This window comes from Methylobacter sp. BlB1, assembly GCF_015476545.1.
In the GTDB taxonomy this organism is placed as follows: domain Bacteria; phylum Pseudomonadota; class Gammaproteobacteria; order Methylococcales; family Methylomonadaceae; genus Methylobacter.
In genome coordinates this window covers 1-17,697 of sequence record NZ_JADMKV010000026.1, presented here as the reverse complement: position 1 = coordinate 17,697, position 17,697 = coordinate 1, and the positions used below count along the sequence as shown (strand labels likewise).

The 17,697-nt window shown below is 50.7% G+C and carries 16 protein-coding genes, 1 other RNA gene and 1 pseudogene; 14 read left to right on the top strand and 4 right to left on the bottom strand.

Features of this window, described 5'->3' with window-relative positions; translation table 11 throughout:
- Nucleotides 1-11: 11 nt before the first annotated feature.
- From IT781_RS11670 to fae, 6 genes are all read left to right on the top strand, one after another.
- Nucleotides 12-923: a beta-ribofuranosylaminobenzene 5'-phosphate synthase family protein gene (locus tag IT781_RS11670; protein ID WP_228779094.1), complete on the top strand. Its 912-nt coding sequence runs from the start codon at nt 12-14 to the stop codon at nt 921-923.
- A gap of 17 nt (nt 924-940) precedes the next feature.
- Nucleotides 941-2,041, top strand: a complete 1,101-nt coding sequence (locus IT781_RS11665) for an ATP-grasp domain-containing protein (protein WP_370526989.1) — start codon at nt 941-943, stop codon at nt 2,039-2,041.
- Between the two features lie 13 nt (nt 2,042-2,054).
- Complete coding sequence (mch, locus tag IT781_RS11660; RefSeq protein ID WP_194970332.1) at nt 2,055-3,038, top strand: methenyltetrahydromethanopterin cyclohydrolase; 984 nt, start codon at nt 2,055-2,057, stop codon at nt 3,036-3,038.
- Nucleotides 3,039-3,127: 89 nt separating this feature from the next.
- Nucleotides 3,128-4,048: a RimK family alpha-L-glutamate ligase gene (locus tag IT781_RS11655; RefSeq protein WP_194970331.1), complete on the top strand. Its 921-nt coding sequence runs from the start codon at nt 3,128-3,130 to the stop codon at nt 4,046-4,048.
- Complete coding sequence (locus IT781_RS11650) at nt 4,045-4,899, top strand: triphosphoribosyl-dephospho-CoA synthase (protein WP_194970330.1); 855 nt, start codon at nt 4,045-4,047, stop codon at nt 4,897-4,899. The genes IT781_RS11655 and IT781_RS11650 overlap by 4 nt, the downstream gene beginning before the upstream one ends.
- A gap of 116 nt (nt 4,900-5,015) precedes the next feature.
- Nucleotides 5,016-5,525 carry a formaldehyde-activating enzyme gene (gene fae, locus IT781_RS11645; protein WP_027157908.1) on the top strand — a complete coding sequence of 170 codons (510 nt, stop codon included), beginning with the start codon at nt 5,016-5,018 and terminating at the stop codon, nt 5,523-5,525.
- A gap of 23 nt (nt 5,526-5,548) precedes the next feature.
- On the opposite strand, the gene IT781_RS11640 is transcribed toward fae, so the two are convergent.
- Nucleotides 5,549-6,271, bottom strand: a complete 723-nt coding sequence (locus tag IT781_RS11640) for a HisA/HisF-related TIM barrel protein (RefSeq protein ID WP_194970329.1) — start codon at nt 6,269-6,271, stop codon at nt 5,549-5,551.
- A 102-nt stretch (nt 6,272-6,373) separates the two neighbouring features.
- Here IT781_RS11640 and IT781_RS11635 point away from each other — a divergent pair, with 102 nt between their 5' ends.
- The 5 genes from IT781_RS11635 to IT781_RS11615 all read left to right on the top strand — a co-directional run bounded on the left by IT781_RS11635 (nt 6,374) and on the right by IT781_RS11615 (nt 11,153).
- A complete protein-coding gene (locus tag IT781_RS11635; RefSeq protein ID WP_194970328.1) occupies nt 6,374-7,369 on the top strand; it encodes an ATP-grasp domain-containing protein in 996 nt (331 codons plus the stop codon).
- The gene (locus IT781_RS11630) at nt 7,359-8,405 is read left to right on the top strand and encodes a hydantoinase/oxoprolinase family protein (RefSeq protein WP_194970327.1); all 1,047 of its coding nucleotides are present in this window, start codon (nt 7,359-7,361) and stop codon (nt 8,403-8,405) included. The genes IT781_RS11635 and IT781_RS11630 overlap by 11 nt, the downstream gene beginning before the upstream one ends.
- A 131-nt stretch (nt 8,406-8,536) precedes the next feature.
- The gene (gene pabB / locus IT781_RS11625) at nt 8,537-9,913 is read left to right on the top strand and encodes an aminodeoxychorismate synthase component I (protein ID WP_194970326.1); all 1,377 of its coding nucleotides are present in this window, start codon (nt 8,537-8,539) and stop codon (nt 9,911-9,913) included.
- Nucleotides 9,910-10,500 (top strand): uridylate kinase, encoded by a 591-nt coding sequence (locus IT781_RS11620; RefSeq protein ID WP_194970325.1) that lies wholly within the window; start codon nt 9,910-9,912, stop codon nt 10,498-10,500. The genes pabB and IT781_RS11620 overlap by 4 nt, the downstream gene beginning before the upstream one ends.
- Nucleotides 10,461-11,153 carry a DUF2959 domain-containing protein gene (locus IT781_RS11615; protein ID WP_194970324.1) on the top strand — a complete coding sequence of 231 codons (693 nt, stop codon included), beginning with the start codon at nt 10,461-10,463 and terminating at the stop codon, nt 11,151-11,153. Before IT781_RS11620 ends, IT781_RS11615 begins: the two co-directional genes overlap by 40 nt.
- Nucleotides 11,154-11,183: 30 nt before the next feature.
- On the opposite strand, the gene IT781_RS11610 is transcribed toward IT781_RS11615, so the two are convergent.
- Complete coding sequence (locus IT781_RS11610) at nt 11,184-11,606, bottom strand: hypothetical protein (RefSeq protein WP_194970323.1); 423 nt, start codon at nt 11,604-11,606, stop codon at nt 11,184-11,186.
- A gap of 116 nt (nt 11,607-11,722) precedes the next feature.
- Between IT781_RS11610 and IT781_RS11605 the strand changes: the two genes are divergently transcribed.
- From IT781_RS11605 to ssrA, 3 genes are all read left to right on the top strand, one after another.
- Nucleotides 11,723-13,462: a GTPase domain-containing protein gene (locus tag IT781_RS11605; protein WP_194970322.1), complete on the top strand. Its 1,740-nt coding sequence runs from the start codon at nt 11,723-11,725 to the stop codon at nt 13,460-13,462.
- Entirely contained in the window at nt 13,443-15,065 is a 1,623-nt protein-coding gene (locus IT781_RS11600; protein WP_194970321.1) for a GTPase, read from the top strand. Before IT781_RS11605 ends, IT781_RS11600 begins: the two co-directional genes overlap by 20 nt.
- A gap of 99 nt (nt 15,066-15,164) precedes the next feature.
- Nucleotides 15,165-15,541, top strand: a transfer-messenger RNA (tmRNA) gene (ssrA, locus tag IT781_RS11595).
- Nucleotides 15,542-15,685: 144 nt separating this feature from the next.
- Here ssrA and IT781_RS22325 read toward each other — a convergent pair.
- Together IT781_RS22325 and IT781_RS11585 are read right to left on the bottom strand one after the other, a co-directional pair.
- Nucleotides 15,686-15,930: pseudogene (locus tag IT781_RS22325) on the bottom strand (hypothetical protein); the annotation flags it as partial.
- Nucleotides 15,931-15,974: 44 nt separating this feature from the next.
- Nucleotides 15,975-17,300: an ATP-binding protein gene (locus tag IT781_RS11585; RefSeq protein ID WP_194970320.1), complete on the bottom strand. Its 1,326-nt coding sequence runs from the start codon at nt 17,298-17,300 to the stop codon at nt 15,975-15,977.
- Nucleotides 17,301-17,697 lie beyond the last annotated feature (397 nt).

The following is a 17,697-nucleotide window of genomic DNA, read 5'->3' as shown; positions in this document are numbered from 1 at the left end:
CGAGATTGCATATGGGGTTTATCGATTTAAGCGGATCATTGGGCCGCCATTTCGGCAGCATCGGCATTGCGCTTAATGAAATCAGCACGCGCTTGTCAATGACTTTCGCCGAGCAATTCACCGTCACGGGCCCGGCCGCACAGCGCGCTGCCAAATGCGCGGCCATGCTGTGCCGTATGCTGCAGGTATCCGACAGGCTCAATATCACGATTGAAGCGGCTATCCCCGAGCATGTCGGGCTGGGCTCGGGCACGCAGATGTCTTTGGCGATAGGGGCTGCGCTGAATGAATTTTACGGCTTGGGGCTGACTGTCAGGGAAATTGCGCAACTGACCGACAGAGGCATGCGCTCCGGCATCGGCATCGGCGTCTTCGAGCAGGGCGGGCTGGTCGTCGACGGCGGCAGAGGTGAAAAAACGATCACGCCGCCGGTTCTGGCGCATATGGATGTGCCGGACGACTGGCGTTTTATTTTGGTTTTCGATCAGCGCGGGCAGGGACTGCACGGCCAGCAGGAAATCCAGGCTTTTGAGTCGTTGCCTTCGTTTCCTGTGCAGGAAGCCGCGCGCTTGTGTTATCTGCTGCTGATGCAGGGCTTGCCGGCTGTGGCCGAGAAGGACATAGTCAAGTTCGGCGATGTCATCACGCAGCTGCAAAGATCGGTTGGCGAGTATTTTGCTCCGGCGCAGGGCGGCATTTTCACCAGCTCGGAAGTGGCCGAAGCGATGGAATGGCTTGACCGGCAAGGCGCTGTCGCTATCGGTCAGACCTCCTGGGGGCCTACCGGATTTTGCGCCGTGGATGGCGGGCACTTTGCAGAGTCTCTGGTCAGACATGCCAGACAGGAATTTGCGCATTTTGAAAATTTGAGCTTCATTGTCGCCAGCGCCCGCAATAGCGGTGGCGATATTTTCGTCATGTAGAAGCCGTCTTCGCTCCGGTGGCGGCCGATCCTGTTATCCCTGAATATATCCTCATTATCGCCAGTTCGGCGCGCATGTTGACGCAAGCCGCTAAAGCGGCGGGTCTGAAGCCCCTGGTCATTGACCGTTTTGCCGATCAGGATACGCAAGCCTGCGCCGAAGCTTATCGGCGGGTCGATTCATTGTCCAGAGCCGATATAACGGCCGCTGTGGAGTATTTTATCGAGCGCTATGGTGTTGCTCACGTTGTTTATGGCAGCGGCTTTGAATACTGCCCGGACAGTCTGGGCTATCTGGAGGATCGGTTGGAAATTCTCGGTAATGGAGCCGATGCCTTTACAAGAATCCAGCATAAACAAACGTTTTTTTCATGCCTGAATGAGCTGAATATTTCCTGTCCGGGCGTTTCCTTTACCGCCCCGGCATCGGAAAAAGGTTGGCTGATAAAGCCGCTGCAGGGGGCGGGCGGCTTAGGCATTCACCGCTGGCATGCTGAAGGTGAACTTTCAGCGGCGGTTTACTGGCAGCGCTATATTGAAGGCGAGTCAAGCTCCGTGTTGTTTTTGGCGGATGGCCGCAATATGCAAATTATCGGTTTTAACAGGCAATGGACCGTGGCCTTGGATGACGGGCAGGCTTTCGTTTTCTCGGGCATCATCAGCGATAGCCGATTGCCGGATGAGCATAAAGTTCTTGTGGCGGACTGGCTGGAAAAGCTCGTGCCGGCTTTTGCGCTGAAGGGTTTGAATTCTCTCGATTTCATACAGGCCGAAGGGCGATGCCATGTACTGGAAATCAATGCGCGGCCGCCGGCCAGCATGCAATTGTACGATCAGGACTTATTGGCAAGGCATGTCAGAGCCAGCCAGGGTGAATTGATCGATTATCCCGCTGTACAAACCGGCTGTGCGGGTTATCAGATTGTTTACGCGTTGTCGGATCTGCGCATTCCTAAAGTATTCGAATGGCCGTCCTGGTGCATGGATCTACCGGAATCAGGCGCATTAATTGGCGCAAAACAGCCGATTTGCAGTATTATTGCGCACGCAGAAAAATCGCAGCAGGTTTTGGAAGCGCTGTCGATTAGACATCAGATTATAGTTAATAAATTACATTAAGGTATCGACCGATATGGAATATACAGCAAGCGTTAATAAATTGACCCAGCCATTAGTCAAGCAACTGATTGATAACGCCGACAAATTAAGAGTGCATGTGGAAAAACTGGCAAATGGCTGCACTATCGTTGATGCCGGAATCAAAGTGCCGGGCGGCATCGAAGCCGGCCGCCTGATTGCTGAAATCTGCCTCGGCGGCATGGGTACCGTCACCATCAGCCACAGCCCTTACACAACTAACTGGCCATTGACCGTCAACGTGCATACCGGCAATCCGGTGCTGGGCTGTCTGGGCAGCCAGTACGCGGGCTGGAGCCTGTCGCATGAAAAATATTATGCGCTGGGTTCAGGTCCTGCCCGCGCCATGGCGACCAAAGTCAAAGACGGCAAAGAGGAATCGGTTGAAGAGCTTTACAAGGAGCTGGATTATCGTGATGAAGCCGATTCAACGGTTCTGGTCATCGAGAACGATGCGATTCCACCCGTCGAACTGATTGAAAAAGTCGCGGCCGCCTGTAAGGTCGATCCGTCCAAGCTGACGATTATCGTGACGCCCACCAGCAGTCTGGCCGGCGGCGTTCAGGTCGTGGCGCGTGTGCTGGAAGTGGCCATGCACAAAGCCCACGCTTTGCACTTTCCATTGGAAAACATCGTTGACGGCAGCGGCAGCGCGCCGATTTGCCCTCCTCATCCGAACTTCGTCAAGGCCATGGGTCGCACGAACGACGCCATCCTGTTCGCAGGCCAGGTGCATATTTTCGTCAAAGGCAGCGACGAGGCCGCCGAAAAACTGGCGAAAGAATTGCCCAGCTCGACATCCAAGGATTACGGCAAGCCTTTCGCCGATATCTTCAAACAGTATGAATACGATTTCTTTAAAATCGACGCCATGCTGTTCAGTCCGGCCAGCGTGATCGTGACAGCGGTCGAGTCCGGCAAAAGCTTTCGTGCCGGCAAGCTCGACAATGCCTTGCTGGATCAGTCATTCGGCGCCTAACGCCAGATCATCTTGCCGCGAAGCGTCAAGGCGCTTCGCGGCCTCTATCGGGTTGTTTAATCCGACTTTCCTTTTTTGAGAGTATGTGTGTGGGTCGCATAGCAATTTTTACCGATGATCCGGGTTGGCACGGCAAGCAGTTGCGTCTTGCTTTCACCAGTCGGGGTTACAGTTGCGAATATGCTTCGTTAACCGAATGCAAGTTCGCCATCGAGCCCGGTCGAATTCCGGTTTTGATTCCCGGTTTCGAGCAGGCGCTGCCCGATGCGGTTTTTGTCCGCGGGGTGCCGGGCGGCTCGCTGGAAGAGGTCGTGATGTATCTGGACGTTCTGCATGCCTTGAAGGAAATGAATATCCCTGTCTACAACGACGGAAAGGCTGTTGAGCGCAGCGTCGACAAGGGCATGACCAGTTTCTTGCTGCACAATGCGGGGCTGCCTACGCCGATGACCTGGATATTGCGGGACAGGGAATTGGCTTTAAGTATTGCCGAAGACGAATTGAAAAAAGGCAATTTGCTGATCAGCAAGCCGCTGTTCGGCTCGCAAGGCGAAGGCATCCGGCGCATCGAAAAAACGACCGACCTGTTCTGGTTGACAAGCAGTCACGGCGTTTATTATTTGCAGCGTTTTGTGCATTGCGATGGTGTAGGCTATTCGGATCATCGCGTTTTTGTCATTAACGGCCGTGCGGTTGCAGCCATGCGCAGGCGCGGCAAGTCCTGGCTGAATAACGTTGCGCGCGGTGCTGAATGCGAAGTGATCGATCTGGACCCCAAAATGGCCGATCTGGCCGTCAAGGCGACACAGGCGCTGGCTATGGATTATGCCGGCGTGGATATTATCCGCGACAGGGAAGGCAATTACACCGTGATCGAAATGAATAGCATCCCGGCCTGGAAAGGGCTGCAAAGCGTTTGCGAGGTCAATATCGCCGAATTGCTGGCAGACGATTTGATAACCCGGCGCATCAATAAAAACAAGCCTGAAGTTATTGCGGCTGTTTCATGATTTCTGCAAAGCAACTCAGTGATCTGTACCGATTGGCCTGCGAAGTGGAACTGGAGGCCTTCAAGCCCGGCAATGTCAGTATTTATGCCGATGGTCATGACATGACCGTGGCAGACTTCATTGCCAGCGCCGAGGTCAGTGCTGGCCCTCTCTGCGATCCCGATTATTCGTTGGGCGAGAAAATCTATTATGCCGTCAAGGCGACGCGGACGGCGGTGGGCTGCAATACCAATCTGGGTATTCTTCTGCTTTGCGCGCCGCTGGTTCAGGCAGTCAATTATTGCGGTCCGGGCGTGACGCTCAGGCAGGCCGTGCACCGTGTCGTTGCCAATACAACGGTGGAGGATGCCGATTGGGTGTTCAAGGCCATCGCGTTGGCATCGCCGGGCGGATTGGGCGAGTCCGAGGAGCAGGATGTTCATGAGAAACCCTCCGTGACTTTGACGGAGGCCATGAAAATAGCCAGCGCCAAAGATCGCATCGCGCTGCAATACGTGACGGATTATAAAGATATTTTCGATTTTTCAGTTTTGAGGTATAATGTCGTTTTTGATCGGTGGGGAGACCGAAATTGGGCTGCGGTAGCAGTATATGCCGATTTGCTCAGTCGATTCCCTGACAGCCACATCGAAAGAAAATATGGAAATCGATACTCTGAAATGGTTGCGACCAGGATGGCTCTGGTTAGTGAGGAGTTATCCAAAACTGATGATCCGGAGCAGCTTAAACCGTTGCTTTATCGTATCGATCAGGAGTTCAAACTCAATGGGATTAACCCGGGTACAACGGCCGATTTAACTGTGGCGACAGTACTGACAGTATTTTTAGAGGATTTGATTGGAAAGCTTTAATCGCTTTTGATCAATCTTCAACAACGAATTTGTTTAAAAGCAAATAATCTGACATTTGATGTCCTTAGATTTAATCTAATCTTTATCATTTTTTTCTACACAGGGGAAAATCAAGCATGGCTAAAATTAATAACTTACGCGTTGGTGAATCATTAGTTGGCGAAGGCAACGAAGTTGCTCACATCGACCTGATCATCGGCCCAAGAGGTTCAGCTGCTGAAACTGCGTTTGCTAACACTTTAACAAACAACAAAGACGGCTTCTCTAGCCTGCTGGCAGTTGTTGCTCCTAACCTGATGGTTAAACCTTCTACTGTTATGTTCAACAAAGTAACAATCAAAGGTTCTAAGCAAGCAGTTCAAATGTTTGGTCCAGCACAACGTGGTGTTGCTATGGCTGTTGCTGACAGTGTAGAAAACGGCACAATCCCAGCTAACGAAGCTGACGATCTGTTTATCTCTGTTGGCGTATTCATCCACTGGGCTGCTGAAGACGACGCTAAAATCCAACAGTACAACTACGAAGCTACTAAAGAAGCTATCGCTCGCGCTGTTGCTGGCCTGCCTACAGCTAAAGAAGTTGTTGAAGGCAAAGCTACTGCTGTTCATCCATTCGCTGCCAACTAAGATTTATTTAGTTACTGAGAATGTTAAAAATACCCCGACTCGTCGGGGTATTTTTTTGCCTGAAGGTTTTTGATGTCGTCGGCGCTCAGGTGCCCTGAATGCAGCGCGCTTGCGACCAGCGCCTGTTTCACGCCTATTTCATTTAAATCCATTAAATCCTGCTTATTCCTGACGCCGCCTGCGGCAATAAAGTTTTTGTCCGGGTATTGCCTGCAAAACTGAGCCAATTTGTCCAGATCAGGGCCGCTATGACTGCCCACGCGCGCCAGCGTCATGATGATAATGTGATCGGGCCACAGGCTCGGGCTGCTGAACAAGGATCTTGCCCCCAGCGCACTGGATGACGAATAATCCAGAGACAGAATAAAGTTGTTGCCGAAAGCCTTGATTTCGCCGATTGTTTCATCTTGAAAAGATTCGCTGCCCAGCACCGGCATATAATTGTCGGGTAGGCCTCTGCGTTGGCTATGATTCTGATAGCCGCTATCCACCCAGAATGTCAGTTTCGGGAAACGAGCCAGCACTTCATCAATTAATTGTTCATGATTGCCTTGATGCGTAATCGCATTAAGGTCGGCAATGTAAAAAGTAGAGAAATCATGAAGATTTAAAAATGCTTCGATAACACTATCAATATCCGGTGAGCTGCATAAGCGGGTATTAATGGGCTGATATTGGTCGCGTCTGCCTTGTCTGGCGTGCACGACAACGCCGTCTTTCAAATCGATGACCGGGATAATTTTCATGGATAACTGTTATGCCGTAAAACAGGAGGGTGCGGTAAATGGTACAATAGGCAAATTAATTCATGGCCTTGAACGGCTAATCTCTTGTTGATCGTTTAAATTGTGAAAATTCTGGTATTTGAGTATATCACGGGCGGCGGCTTTAATAAGCAGACCTTGCCTGGTTCGCTGGCGCGCGAAGGCGGCCTAATGCTGCAGGCTTTGCTCGATAATCTGGCGGCAATAGACGGCATCGAGCTGGTTGTGATGCTCGATGAACGGTTGCTTGGATCAGTCAATACCGGCGGCGCTACGGTTGTCATCAAGCCGGAGAACGACGTTACGGAAGAATTTTCGCACCTGGTCGGACAGTGCGATGCGGTATGGCCGGTTGCGCCGGAATTCGACGGGATTTTACAGGCATTGTGCCAAAGGGTTGAGCAGGCGGGCAGGATTTTATTGACATCGCCAGCCAATGCCGTGGCCTTGACCGGCAATAAACTCAGGACTTATGAACGGCTCCTGCAGCACGATATCGCGACCGTTGCGACGCGCTTGTTCGATACCGCCGAATACCATCCCGGAGAATGGATCGTCAAATCCATTGACGGCGTAGGCTGTGCGGAAAGTTATCTGATTGAAGACCGGCAGGATTTCGCGGTGATTTCGTCACAGTTGCCGGATAAAGCCCGGTTTATTTTCCAGCCTCATATTCAAGGTGAAAAAACCAGCTTGTCCTGTCTGTTCAGTCAGGGCCAAGGCTGGCTGTTATGCGTTAATCTGCAGCGCTTCGAGATCATCAATAAGCAATATCAGTTAACCGAATGCGTAGTTAATTACAGGACTGACTTTACTCCGTACCGGGAGTTAGTGCAGGCTATAGCCCAAGCTTTTCCTGAATTGTGGGGGTATGCGGGCATCGATCTGATAGAAACCGCAGAGCAGATCTATGTGCTGGAAATAAACCCGCGCCTGACCACGTCATTCACGGGCATTTACAATGGTCTGGGCGTTAATGTCGCCGAGCAGGTCTTGCAGATGCTGAACGGCGAGCCGCGGATACATCCGGTGCGCAGTCAATCAATTGCAGTAAAGGTAAGGGAGACAGATGCAGCTTAATATAATCGGCTGGGATATCGGCGGAGCTCATGTCAAGGCGGCTGTGGTCGATGAAGCCGGCGACATTATCGATGTGTTTCAGCAAGCCTGTCCGTTATGGAAGGGGATGGAACAATTGCATCAGGCTGTCGGCGCGATCTTGTCGCAGTTACCTGTGGCTCAGTATCTGCACGCCGTTACCATGACCGGCGAATTGGTCGATTTATTCGCGAGCAGGGATGATGGCGTCAGGCAAATCATCAAGGCCATGAAAGAACTGCTCCCCGAAGGCAAAATCCGGATTTTCGCCGGTAAAGAGGGCATGCTCGATCTTCAAGCTGTTGATGACAGGTATTATGAAGCGATCGCATCCGCCAACTGGCTGGCCAGTGCTGCATTTGCCGCTCGGAAGCTTGAAAGCGGCCTGTTTGTCGACATAGGCAGCACCACGACCGATATTTTGCCGCTCCAGGACAGACAGGTGCAAGCGGCAGGGTACACCGACTACCAGCGCCTGATCTCCGGGGAGCTTGTTTATACCGGCATCGTCAGAACGGCTGTGATGGCGGTCGCGCAAACGGCGTTCGATAAGGGGCACAAAGTCGGCTTGATGGCCGAATATTTCGCCACAATGGCCGATGTCTATCGCGTCACAGGCGAACTTGATGAATTGCATGACCAAACCGAAACGGCCGACGGCGGAGAAAAGACCGTCATGGCCAGCGCCAGGCGGCTGTCGCGCATGATAGGCTGTGATTTTAATGCTGACGAACTGCCGCGCTGGCAGCAATTCGCCCGCCATGTCCGTTCGCAGCAGCTGCAAAAAATCCAGCGGAGCTGCGAAAGACAATTATCCCGCCATGATCTTGCTCAAAGCAGCCCGTTTATAGGCGCCGGGGTAGGGCGTTTTCTGGTCAGGCAGATCGCATTGAATCTGGGCTACTCTTACGTTGATTTCAGCGATTTGTTTCAGATATCGGCTGCCCGGACAGGGTTGTCCCCAGCCGACTGCGCGCCGGCTGTTGCCGTTGCCCGTCTGGCCGGAGAGCTTTGTTAAATAGAACGACTGTTATAAAATTTCATCCAATCAGAATATCCATTTGTCGATGCCCTTCAAAAATCCATTCAACCGGTTGCGCTGCGAGTGCGCCGCTTGCTGATCCGTTTAGCCAATAAGACACAACCTAAATGTCGTCATCGAAACAACTTCATTTCCCGCTTCCTTATTTCAAAAACAGTGCAGAGCTTTTTGCGCCGCTTGCCGGCCGTCCCTGGTCGGTTTTTCTCGATAGCGGTTATCCTTACAGCCAGCAGGGCCGTTACGATATTATTGCGGCCGATCCCGTATGCACGCTGGTCACGCATGGCGATACGACCGAGATTACGCGCAATGGCGTATCTGTGCAGTCTTCTGAGGATCCGTTTGTATTGGTCAAGCAGCAGTTAAGCGCGGATTTTCCGGTCATTGAAGGCTTGCCTTTCAACGGCGGCGCTATCGGTTATTTCTCGTATGATCTGGCTCGACGCCTGGAGAAATTGCCTGTGATCGCTGAAGATGCCGAGCATATCGCCGAAATGGCGGTCGGCATTTATGAATGGGCGGTCATTGTCGATCATGAACAGCAAAAAAGCGCACTGGTGGGGCATGTCGATGGCGCTCGAAAATGGCAGGCTTTAATCGAGCAGTTCAGCGCGTTGCCGACAGAGCGTCATGATCAGTTGTTCAATGTGCTCAGCGATATTAAAGCCAATATGGACAAGGAGGCCTATGCCAAGGCTTTTTACCGCATCAAGCATTACCTGAAAGAGGGCGATTGCTATCAGGTCAACCTGACCCAGCGTTTCGCTGCCGACTGTAAAGGCGATCCCTGGACAGCCTATCTGGCATTGCGCGAATTGAATGCCGCACCGTTCAGCGGCTATCTGAACCTGCCCGAAGCGCAGATTCTCAGTTCATCGCCGGAGCGTTTTTTGAAGGTGATGAACGGTGTCGTGGAGACTAAGCCGATCAAGGGCACGCGTCCGCGCAAACAGGATGCCGTGGAAAATCAGCAGCAGATACAGGAGCTTAAAAACAGCAAGAAAGACCGGGCCGAAAATGTCATGATTGTCGATCTGCTGCGCAATGATCTCAGCAAGACCTGTAAAAAGGGTTCGGTCAAGGTGCCGGTTCTGTTCGATGTGGAAAGTTACGCCACCGTGCATCATTTGGTCAGTACCGTTACGGGCGAGCTGGCTGACGATCAGCATGCGTTGGATTTGCTGAGAAGCTGTTTCCCGGGCGGTTCGATTACCGGCGCGCCCAAGATTCGCGCCATGGAAGTCATTGAAGAGCTCGAGCCCAACCGGCGCGGCGTTTATTGCGGATCCATCGGCTACCTGGGCTTTGACGGCAATATGGATACCAATATCGCGATCAGAACGCTGGTGCATTCGGAAAACACGATCCGCTTTTGGGCGGGCGGCGGCATCGTCAATGATTCGGTCATGGAAGATGAATATCAGGAATGCTTTGACAAGGCGGCGGCCATGATCAAACTGCTGCGGCGGTTCAGACAGAAATGATCGTTATCAAGCTGGGCGGCAGTCTGGCCGAATCGGGCGTGCTGGTTGCGTGCCTGAACGCGATCGAGCGGAAATATGCCGATGGTGTGGTGATTGTGCCCGGCGGCGGCGCTTTTGCCGACCAGGTCAGACTGGCCCAGCAGCACTGGCGGTTTGATGATGGCGTGGCGCATGCGATGGCGCTGCTGGCCATGCAGCAGATGGCTTTGCTGTTTAAAGGGCTCAAGCCTGCTTTTTCAATCGCAGGTTCAATTGCCGGCATCCAGGCGCAGTCGGCGCGGCAGAAGACGGTGATCTGGTCGCCCGATATTGCCGAGCTTGATAAGGCGGGAATCCAAGCCAGTTGGGACATTACATCGGATAGTCTGGCCGCCTGGCTAGCCGCGATGCTTTCGGCGGACGAGCTGATTCTGGTAAAGTCAGCGGTAATTGACGCCGATCTCGACATTGATAAACTTGCCGAGCAAGGCATTGTCGATAAGGCGTTTTGCGGTTTTATAGCGCAGGCGCCGTTTACAGTAAAAATCATTAATCATCGAAGTTTCCAATGTCTGAATACAACAAATCGTTCACGAGCTTTCTGGTAAAAAAATCATTCGATTCGCTCAGCCGTTTTTTTTCAAAAAAATTCCGCAACGTTTATTACAGCGCCAGGGAATCGATAGGCGATCACAAGCGCACCATCGTCGTTTCCCAGGTCGAGCAGGCCTGCGTCAGTTTGCAGGATACCCGGGATGAGTTTCAGGATGCGCTGGAGCGTTTTAAGTCGCTGGTCACCGTCAGCGAGACCACGCTGGACCATAAATACAATCTGCTGAACAGGCAATATCAGTTCTGCCGCACCAAATCCGAGGCCGTCAGCGACAGAATCAGAGCAATAGAAGATGTCAGTGAAGCGCTGTTTATCGAGTGGGAAAGGGAGCTGGATGAATATACGAACCGCTCCTTGCGCAATCTGAGCAGGCAACAGCTGAAGGCGGCCAGACAAAATTATGCCCGGTTGATCAAATCCATGCGCAGAGCTGAAGCCAAAATCCAGCCGGTGCTACTGGCATTCAAGGATCAGGTGCTGTACTTGAAACATAACCTCAATGCCCAGGCAATTGCGGCATTGAGGCATGAGTTTATTGAAATCGGCATAGACATATCGCAGTTGATTCATGCCATGGAGCAAACCATTGCCGAGGCGAATCAGTTTGTTTCAACGCTGGTTGAACAAAAAGCGCTGCCTAGCCGATGAGATTATGGTTTATAAAGGATATTGATAGTCTTATTTCAACTTATAGAGGACATTGTTTGCTTTGTCACGAGGATCTTCCTTTCGGCTCTTTTCCTGGTCTATTCGTTCCTGGCCGAATTTGGCAATCATTTCGTCCCAGCTTGAATATTGCTTATAGGCTTCAGCGCCGGCATTTTTACGTTCCTGATAAAGTTCCTTGCCTAAATTGATGACTTCTTGGGGTTCTTTGCCGTCAACCTTTGCAAGGAATTCATCGTCATCTTTGAAAGAATCGCGGATAGTCCAGAAAGAGACTTCAAATTCAATGCGTTGCTCGGCAGGCAAGCGATTTTTGATTACTTTGACGGATTTATAAGCCGTACGGGCATTGTGGCCGTTTATTTTCATGCCGTTGCTGCAGGCAATTAAGGTTGTGCAGGAAAGAATAATCAGCAGAGCATATAGTTTCTTCATAAGATAACCTCGAAGTTAAGTTCAGGTCCAAGTTGCGTTAGTTATAATTATTGCATTACACCCTGTCACCAAACAAAGTAAAATGGTGGGTTATTATAAACCCAAGCTAACTTTCTATGCTGGAATTTATCCAATTATTAAAACAGCGTTACCAGGCCGTTTTGAGTCAACCCGGCAATGAATCTGCCAAAACAAGTTATCAACAGCGGATAGATCAGCTTCTTCTGGCGGAAGCCTTTATGCGTAAAGGCCAGCTTATCGCATCTACCCCTGAATACCCTTTGCAGATTACTGTTATTGGTCCGACCCAAGCAGGAAAGAGTTCACTGGTTAACCTGTTATTAAACAGCAATGTGGCCGGCGTAAGCCCCTTGGCAGGCTATACTGTGCATCCCGAAGGCTTTTGCAACGACATCAGTCCGAAGGATTGCAGCGACTTGCAGCGTTATTTCGGCCGATTCCAGCAGCTGCAGCAGGCGCATGCCCGGACAGACCGTTATGATTGTTATTTATTGACCGAAAACACCACGGTTTCAAAATATTTGCCGCCCAGCGTCCTTTGGGATACGCCTGATTTTGATTCGATAGATGCCGCGAATTACCGCGAGGGCCTGATCAGGACGATCGCACTGGCCGACATGATTATTCTGGCCGTCAGCAAGGAAAAATATGCCGATCAGTCGGTCTGGGATATCATGGCTGTACTCGAAGACCTGCATCAGCCGACGGTTATCTGTCTTAATAAGCTCGTTGAAGGCTCGGAATCATTGCTGATCCATTCACTGAAAGAAAAATGGCGCCACGCCAGAAATGATGAATTTCCCGAAGTCGTGCCCTTGTATTATCAAAAACAGACGGGCATGCCGGTCTGGCCGGAATCCCGGCAGAACTTGCTTATTCAAATGGCCCACAAGGTCAATCATAAGAAGCAGGCACGCTATGAGCAGGAATTGCTTCAGAAGAACTGGCAATATTGGGTCGAGCCGGTCGTCGCCGAGCACCAAGCTTTAAAAGACTGGCAGGAACTGATCGATCAACTGATCAAGCAGGCGTTGGAGAGTTATCAGCGCGATTACCTGAATCACCCGCATCATTACGAGACTTTTAAATATGCCCTGGCGCAGTTGCTGAATTTACTGGAGATACCGGGCCTGGCCGGTGTTTTGTCCGGCACGCGCAGAGTTTTGACCTGGCCGATCAGGCAAATCATGAAGCTGGGACGCAAACGGCAACATATCGCCGACAGCAGCCACGAAGTCGCGCTGTTAAAGCAAATCGCCGAGCATATGTTGATTCAGATGGCGGATAGGCTCCTGGATAGAGCGGAACAGAACAGACAGAACCCATGGTGGAAAGAAGCCAGCAGCCTGCTGCGCAGTCAGCGTTCGGATATTTTGCAGGATTTCAGCGAGGCTGCGAGACGCTACCATATCGCTTTTCAACAGGAAGTGGAAAACACAGCGCAACAGCTGTATCACAAATTGCAGGAAAAACCGGTGCTTCTGAACAGTCTGCGGGCCACGCGCGTCACCACCGATGCGGCCGCTATTGCGCTGGCATTAAATACCGGCGGCATAGGCATGCATGATCTGATTATTGCGCCGGCGATGCTGACCGTCACGTCCTTGCTGGCCGAAAGCGCTATCGGCAACTATGTGCACAGGGTCGAGGCGGAATTGAAACAGCATCAGCTCAATACCGTCAAACAGTCCTTATTCATCGATGGCATGGGTAGTAAACTTTCCGCGCTGCCCAAACAGTTAACCCATCTTACACAGTTTAATATTGCACCTGAGCAGTTGCAGGCGGCCGAACACCAACTGAAAGAAAAGCGACATGGCTTACGATTACTCTGACTTAGTAGAACAAACAAAACGCTGGGCCGGGCAGGCCGCCGCTTCGGGCTGGATCAACCAGGAGTCTGCCAAGCAGTTATGCGAGTTCGACGCAAGAACGCCCGACGCTCTGTTCGCGCATAGCGGCTCCCGGCCTCTGATCGTAGCCTTCATGGGGGGCACCGGGGTAGGCAAGAGCTCGCTGCTGAATCGCCTGGCCGGCCAGGCGATTGCCAGGACCGGCGTAGAGCGTCCGACATCGCGCGAAGTTACGCTGTACCATCACCGCAGCGTCGCCATACAGCATCTGCCCGAAAAACTGCCGATTGACCGTATTAAAATAGCCCAGCATGATGAGGAATCGAAAAAAAATATCATCTGGATCGATATGCCGGATTTTGACAGCACTGAGCAGAGCAACAAACAGCTGGTTCTGGAATGGTTGCCGCATATCGACGTGCTCGTCTATGTGGTCAGCCCCGAACGCTACAGGGATGAAAAGGCTTGGCGTCTGCTGCTCGCCGAAGGCGGCCGCCATGCCTGGCTGTTTGTTTTGAATCAGTGGGACAGGGGACAGACCGCCCAATTCGAAGATTTCAAGCAGCAATTGCACAAGGCCGGGTTTGACGAACCGATCATATTCAAGACGGTTTGCGCGGAAGAACTGCAAGCCGATGAATTTGAATCGTTAAAAGCCACGATTGAATCGTTGGCGACCGAACATGTCATCGAGCAACTTGAACAAAGAGGCTTGCAGGTCCGCAAGGACGACTTAAGGCAAAGACTGCAAAGCCAGATGCCATTGCTTGGCTCCAGTCAAGCTGTGCAGCAGACGCCGAAACTGTGGCAGGAACAGTGGCAACGCACCGCCGATATCCTGCAGCAAGGCATGGTTTGGCCGATACAGCAACTGGCCAATTATTATGCCGAACACGCAGCCGATTTAATTACCAATCCGGCCGCAGGCAAATACTCGCCAACCCGCTCGGACATACGGTTGTGGGATGAATGGGCAAGTGCGCGATTTGATGACAGCCTGGACGAATTCGTGCTGAATGTTGATCAGCAAGGCATTCCGGTTACACCGCTTAAAAAGCAGTTAGCTCCGGTCCGCGAGAAGGCATCGAAAATCATTCAGGGCGAGAGCGAGTTGGCTGTGCGGCAAGCGCTGGCCAATCCCGGCAATGTCATGCACCGCGCTTTTTTAAAATTCATGCGCTTATGCGAGATTGTGCTGCCGCTCGCGGCTATCATCTGGGTCGGTTACAAGCTGTTCACCGTGTATTACACCAGCAACGCGGGCAATGAGGAATATCTGGGCGTCAATTTCGCCATTCACAGTACCTTGCTGATCGCCATTACCTGGCTGACGCCGTTTTTTATTTTGAAGAAAATGAAACCTTCGCTGGAAAAAACTGCTTTAAAGGGCCTTCACAAAGGACTTATTAACGGGCTCAGCATGATTGAATACGAAGTATCGGAAATTATAGAGACTTTCAATCATCAACATGCCGAGCAGGTAAATCAGGTCACCGACATTATTGAACATTGTAAGATTGATAATAAGCATCGGGAACTATCCAGGGATGACAAGGGCCTTTTGACACGAATGCTAATTGAATAAGAGTTAGATAAAGGATTTTCAGAGAGCTGAAAATTTTTTTAAAATGAATGGAATCTTTTTAGCAAAATTGACTCTTATCAATTACAATACGCAAGTTAAGGGGGCGACCTGGCTTCGACGTGGGTAGCGAAACCTTAAGTGCATGCCGAGGACTGTACACCTCGTAAATCCTACAGAAAAAAAGTATTCGCAAACGACGAAAACTACTCAGTGGCTTTAGCAGCTTAAAACCTGCACCACTTCTCTGACTGTTTGTGCTTATGCGAGCAGAGTTCTTCGGAACATTCAGGGATCATATTACATAAGATCGCGTTAGGGCTTAGTTCGGAGTCCGAAGCGCTAAATCCAATCGAAATCGCTGTTGATCCTCTTGGCCCGACGGGTAGTCAACAGTTAAATTAAAAGCGCGGGATAAGCATGTAGACCTTACGGCGGAGTGCTTGCGGACGCGGGTTCAATTCCCGCCGCCTCCACCAATTTCAAGAAAACCGGCTGAGCCTGAAAGGGTGGTCGGTTTTTTTATGCCTTTAAAACAGTAATTTTCTTGCCGGATTCATTTATCCACCAAAGGCTACAAACGGGGCCACATAGTCCGGCAAGCTAAACGTGAATCACCCCGCCTATTTATGGAAAAAACAATCGCGGTATCGATGCGTCAACACTTTTCCGGACATACGGTTAAGCCGCTTTATGCAGCGATTAGCAGCCTGCGAACGGCCTATAGCCATTGCCGAGTGTAACCGCTCGCGGTTGTAAAAGACCTCAATATATTCAAATATCGCCTGTCTAGCCCCAGCTCGGTCTTCAAGGTATGGAAGAAGTTTCCTAAAACACTGTTATCCCAGCGGTTGCCTTTACGGCTCATGCCATGCCGGGCTAATAACGGTATGTCAGCATATAACATAGTGGCTATATGATTTTTCCTTCTTTAACAAACTCTCGCTGAATGGCGAATTCTAATTGCTTTAAATCTAGCGTGCTTGACTGGGATGCCAATAGCTCGACAGAACAATAATGAGCAATATTCAATATTCCTGCGCCCGTCAGTTCATAGCGGGCCGCAACATGTTGCCAGTCGATATCATCCGCAATCTTGATTTGGGATGGAAAAGTCTGGGCCCAAATTTTATGACGCTCTTCGAGGCGGGGCATCGGGAAATGAATAATGGATTGAAAGCGTCGAATAAATGCATCGTCGATATTGGCGCGTTTGTTCGACGCTAAAATGACCAAACCGTTGTGGTTTTCGATTCGTTGCAACAGGTAGGCGACTTCCTGATTGGCATATTTGTCGTGCGCATCGCGGATGTCGGTTCTTTTGCCGAATAGCGCATCCGCTTCGTCGAAGAACAGAATCCAGTTTTTGTTTTCGGCTTTATCGAACAGCCGCGACAGGTTTTTTTCCGTCTCGCCGATATATTTGGACACCACGCGCGACAGGTCGATACGGAATACGTCTCTGCCGGTATGCTTCCCCAGCAGCGTGGCGGTCAGGGTTTTGCCCGTACCCGGGGGGCCGTAAAATAACGCACGGTAGCCGGGTTTGATTTTTTTCTTCATGCCCCAGTCATGCAGTAGCGTATCGTTATGATTGATCCAATTTTCGACTTCATGGATTTGCCGCAAAGTATTGGGGTGCAGCACCAGATCATCCCAGTCCATTTCGGTATCGATGTATTCTGCCGGAAAATCCAGGCTGAAACGAGGCTTGCTGATGGCGCCGATGGTAAGCTGTTCAATAATTTCAGGCTCGAGGATCAAGCGGCCGCTCATCATCGGTTCTCCTTCGCGCACCGGTTCAAGCCAGAGAATGCGTTTTTGCGCAAACCAATGTTCGCTGCTCAGGATTCTCTGAACCTCCAGGCGTTGTATAAGATTGTCGCCTGCGAGAATAAACTGCGCAGTTTCACCGGTAGGGAGAATGCCCCGGTGGTTGGCAGCCTTGACACCACCGAATTCGGGGAAATCACCGCCTTCAGGGAAGTGTTCAGCGATAATTTTACTGAAAAATCCGGGCTGCAGTTGTGGCACGATAGCCAGCATCAGCACCGCAAACTCTTCAAAACCGGGATTGTGGCTGGCTATGAATTGGGGCAGCCACGAGTTTTCGGCATAGAAATTCAACGGTTGCAGCTCTAAGTTTTCTGCTTGTCCGAAATGTACACGCAAGCGTCCTTCCAGGATATTTTTGAGCCACTCAAAGGCAAGTTGCAGGTTGGAAGCGTTTAAGTCCATTGTGTTGTCTTTTTACATAGTGATGATTAGGTGAATTATGTGGCGTAATATGCTGACGCTATTGCTTGGCTATAGTTACAAGTCGATTTTCCATTTTCGGAGGATGATAAAAAATAACCGTTTAAAAATACCAAATTGTCGTCCAATCAACAGGATACGTTTGCGTTTCAGCAAATTGACTGTAAAAAATAACAATCGCCCGGCATAAAAATACGCCGATAATCCGGCGTAAAAACTCCCTGTCATCAAATCAATCCGAAGATAATTAGTAGGGCGGTTTCGCGTTAGAGACTGTGAAAGTATTCAGAATTTTTCTCTTTGCTGTCTATATGCTGTTATATGCAAATATAAAATGCACAATATATTGTGGTTAAAATTTCAAGAAACGAATACTTTC

Bases quoted from the DNA above. Each gene is read 5' to 3' on its own strand.
- IT781_RS11605 (WP_194970322.1), top strand. From the start codon at position 11,723: ATGCTGGAATTTATCCAATTATTAAAACAGCGTTACCAGGCCGTTTTG.
- IT781_RS11615 (WP_194970324.1), top strand. From the start codon at position 10,461: ATGTCTGAATACAACAAATCGTTCACGAGCTTTCTGGTAAAAAAATCA.
- IT781_RS11630 (WP_194970327.1), top strand. From the start codon at position 7,359: ATGCAGCTTAATATAATCGGCTGGGATATCGGCGGAGCTCATGTCAAG.
- pabB (WP_194970326.1), top strand. From the start codon at position 8,537: ATGTCGTCATCGAAACAACTTCATTTCCCGCTTCCTTATTTCAAAAAC.
- IT781_RS11610 (WP_194970323.1), bottom strand. From the start codon at position 11,606: ATGAAGAAACTATATGCTCTGCTGATTATTCTTTCCTGCACAACCTTA.
- IT781_RS11650 (WP_194970330.1), top strand. From the start codon at position 4,045: ATGATTTCTGCAAAGCAACTCAGTGATCTGTACCGATTGGCCTGCGAA.
- IT781_RS11640 (WP_194970329.1), bottom strand. From the start codon at position 6,271: ATGAAAATTATCCCGGTCATCGATTTGAAAGACGGCGTTGTCGTGCAC.
- IT781_RS11670 (WP_228779094.1), top strand. From the start codon at position 12: ATGGGGTTTATCGATTTAAGCGGATCATTGGGCCGCCATTTCGGCAGC.
- IT781_RS11600 (WP_194970321.1), top strand. From the start codon at position 13,443: ATGGCTTACGATTACTCTGACTTAGTAGAACAAACAAAACGCTGGGCC.
- mch (WP_194970332.1), top strand. From the start codon at position 2,055: ATGGAATATACAGCAAGCGTTAATAAATTGACCCAGCCATTAGTCAAG.
- fae (WP_027157908.1), top strand. From the start codon at position 5,016: ATGGCTAAAATTAATAACTTACGCGTTGGTGAATCATTAGTTGGCGAA.
- IT781_RS11585 (WP_194970320.1), bottom strand. From the start codon at position 17,300: ATGGACTTAAACGCTTCCAACCTGCAACTTGCCTTTGAGTGGCTCAAA.
- IT781_RS11620 (WP_194970325.1), top strand. From the start codon at position 9,910: ATGATCGTTATCAAGCTGGGCGGCAGTCTGGCCGAATCGGGCGTGCTG.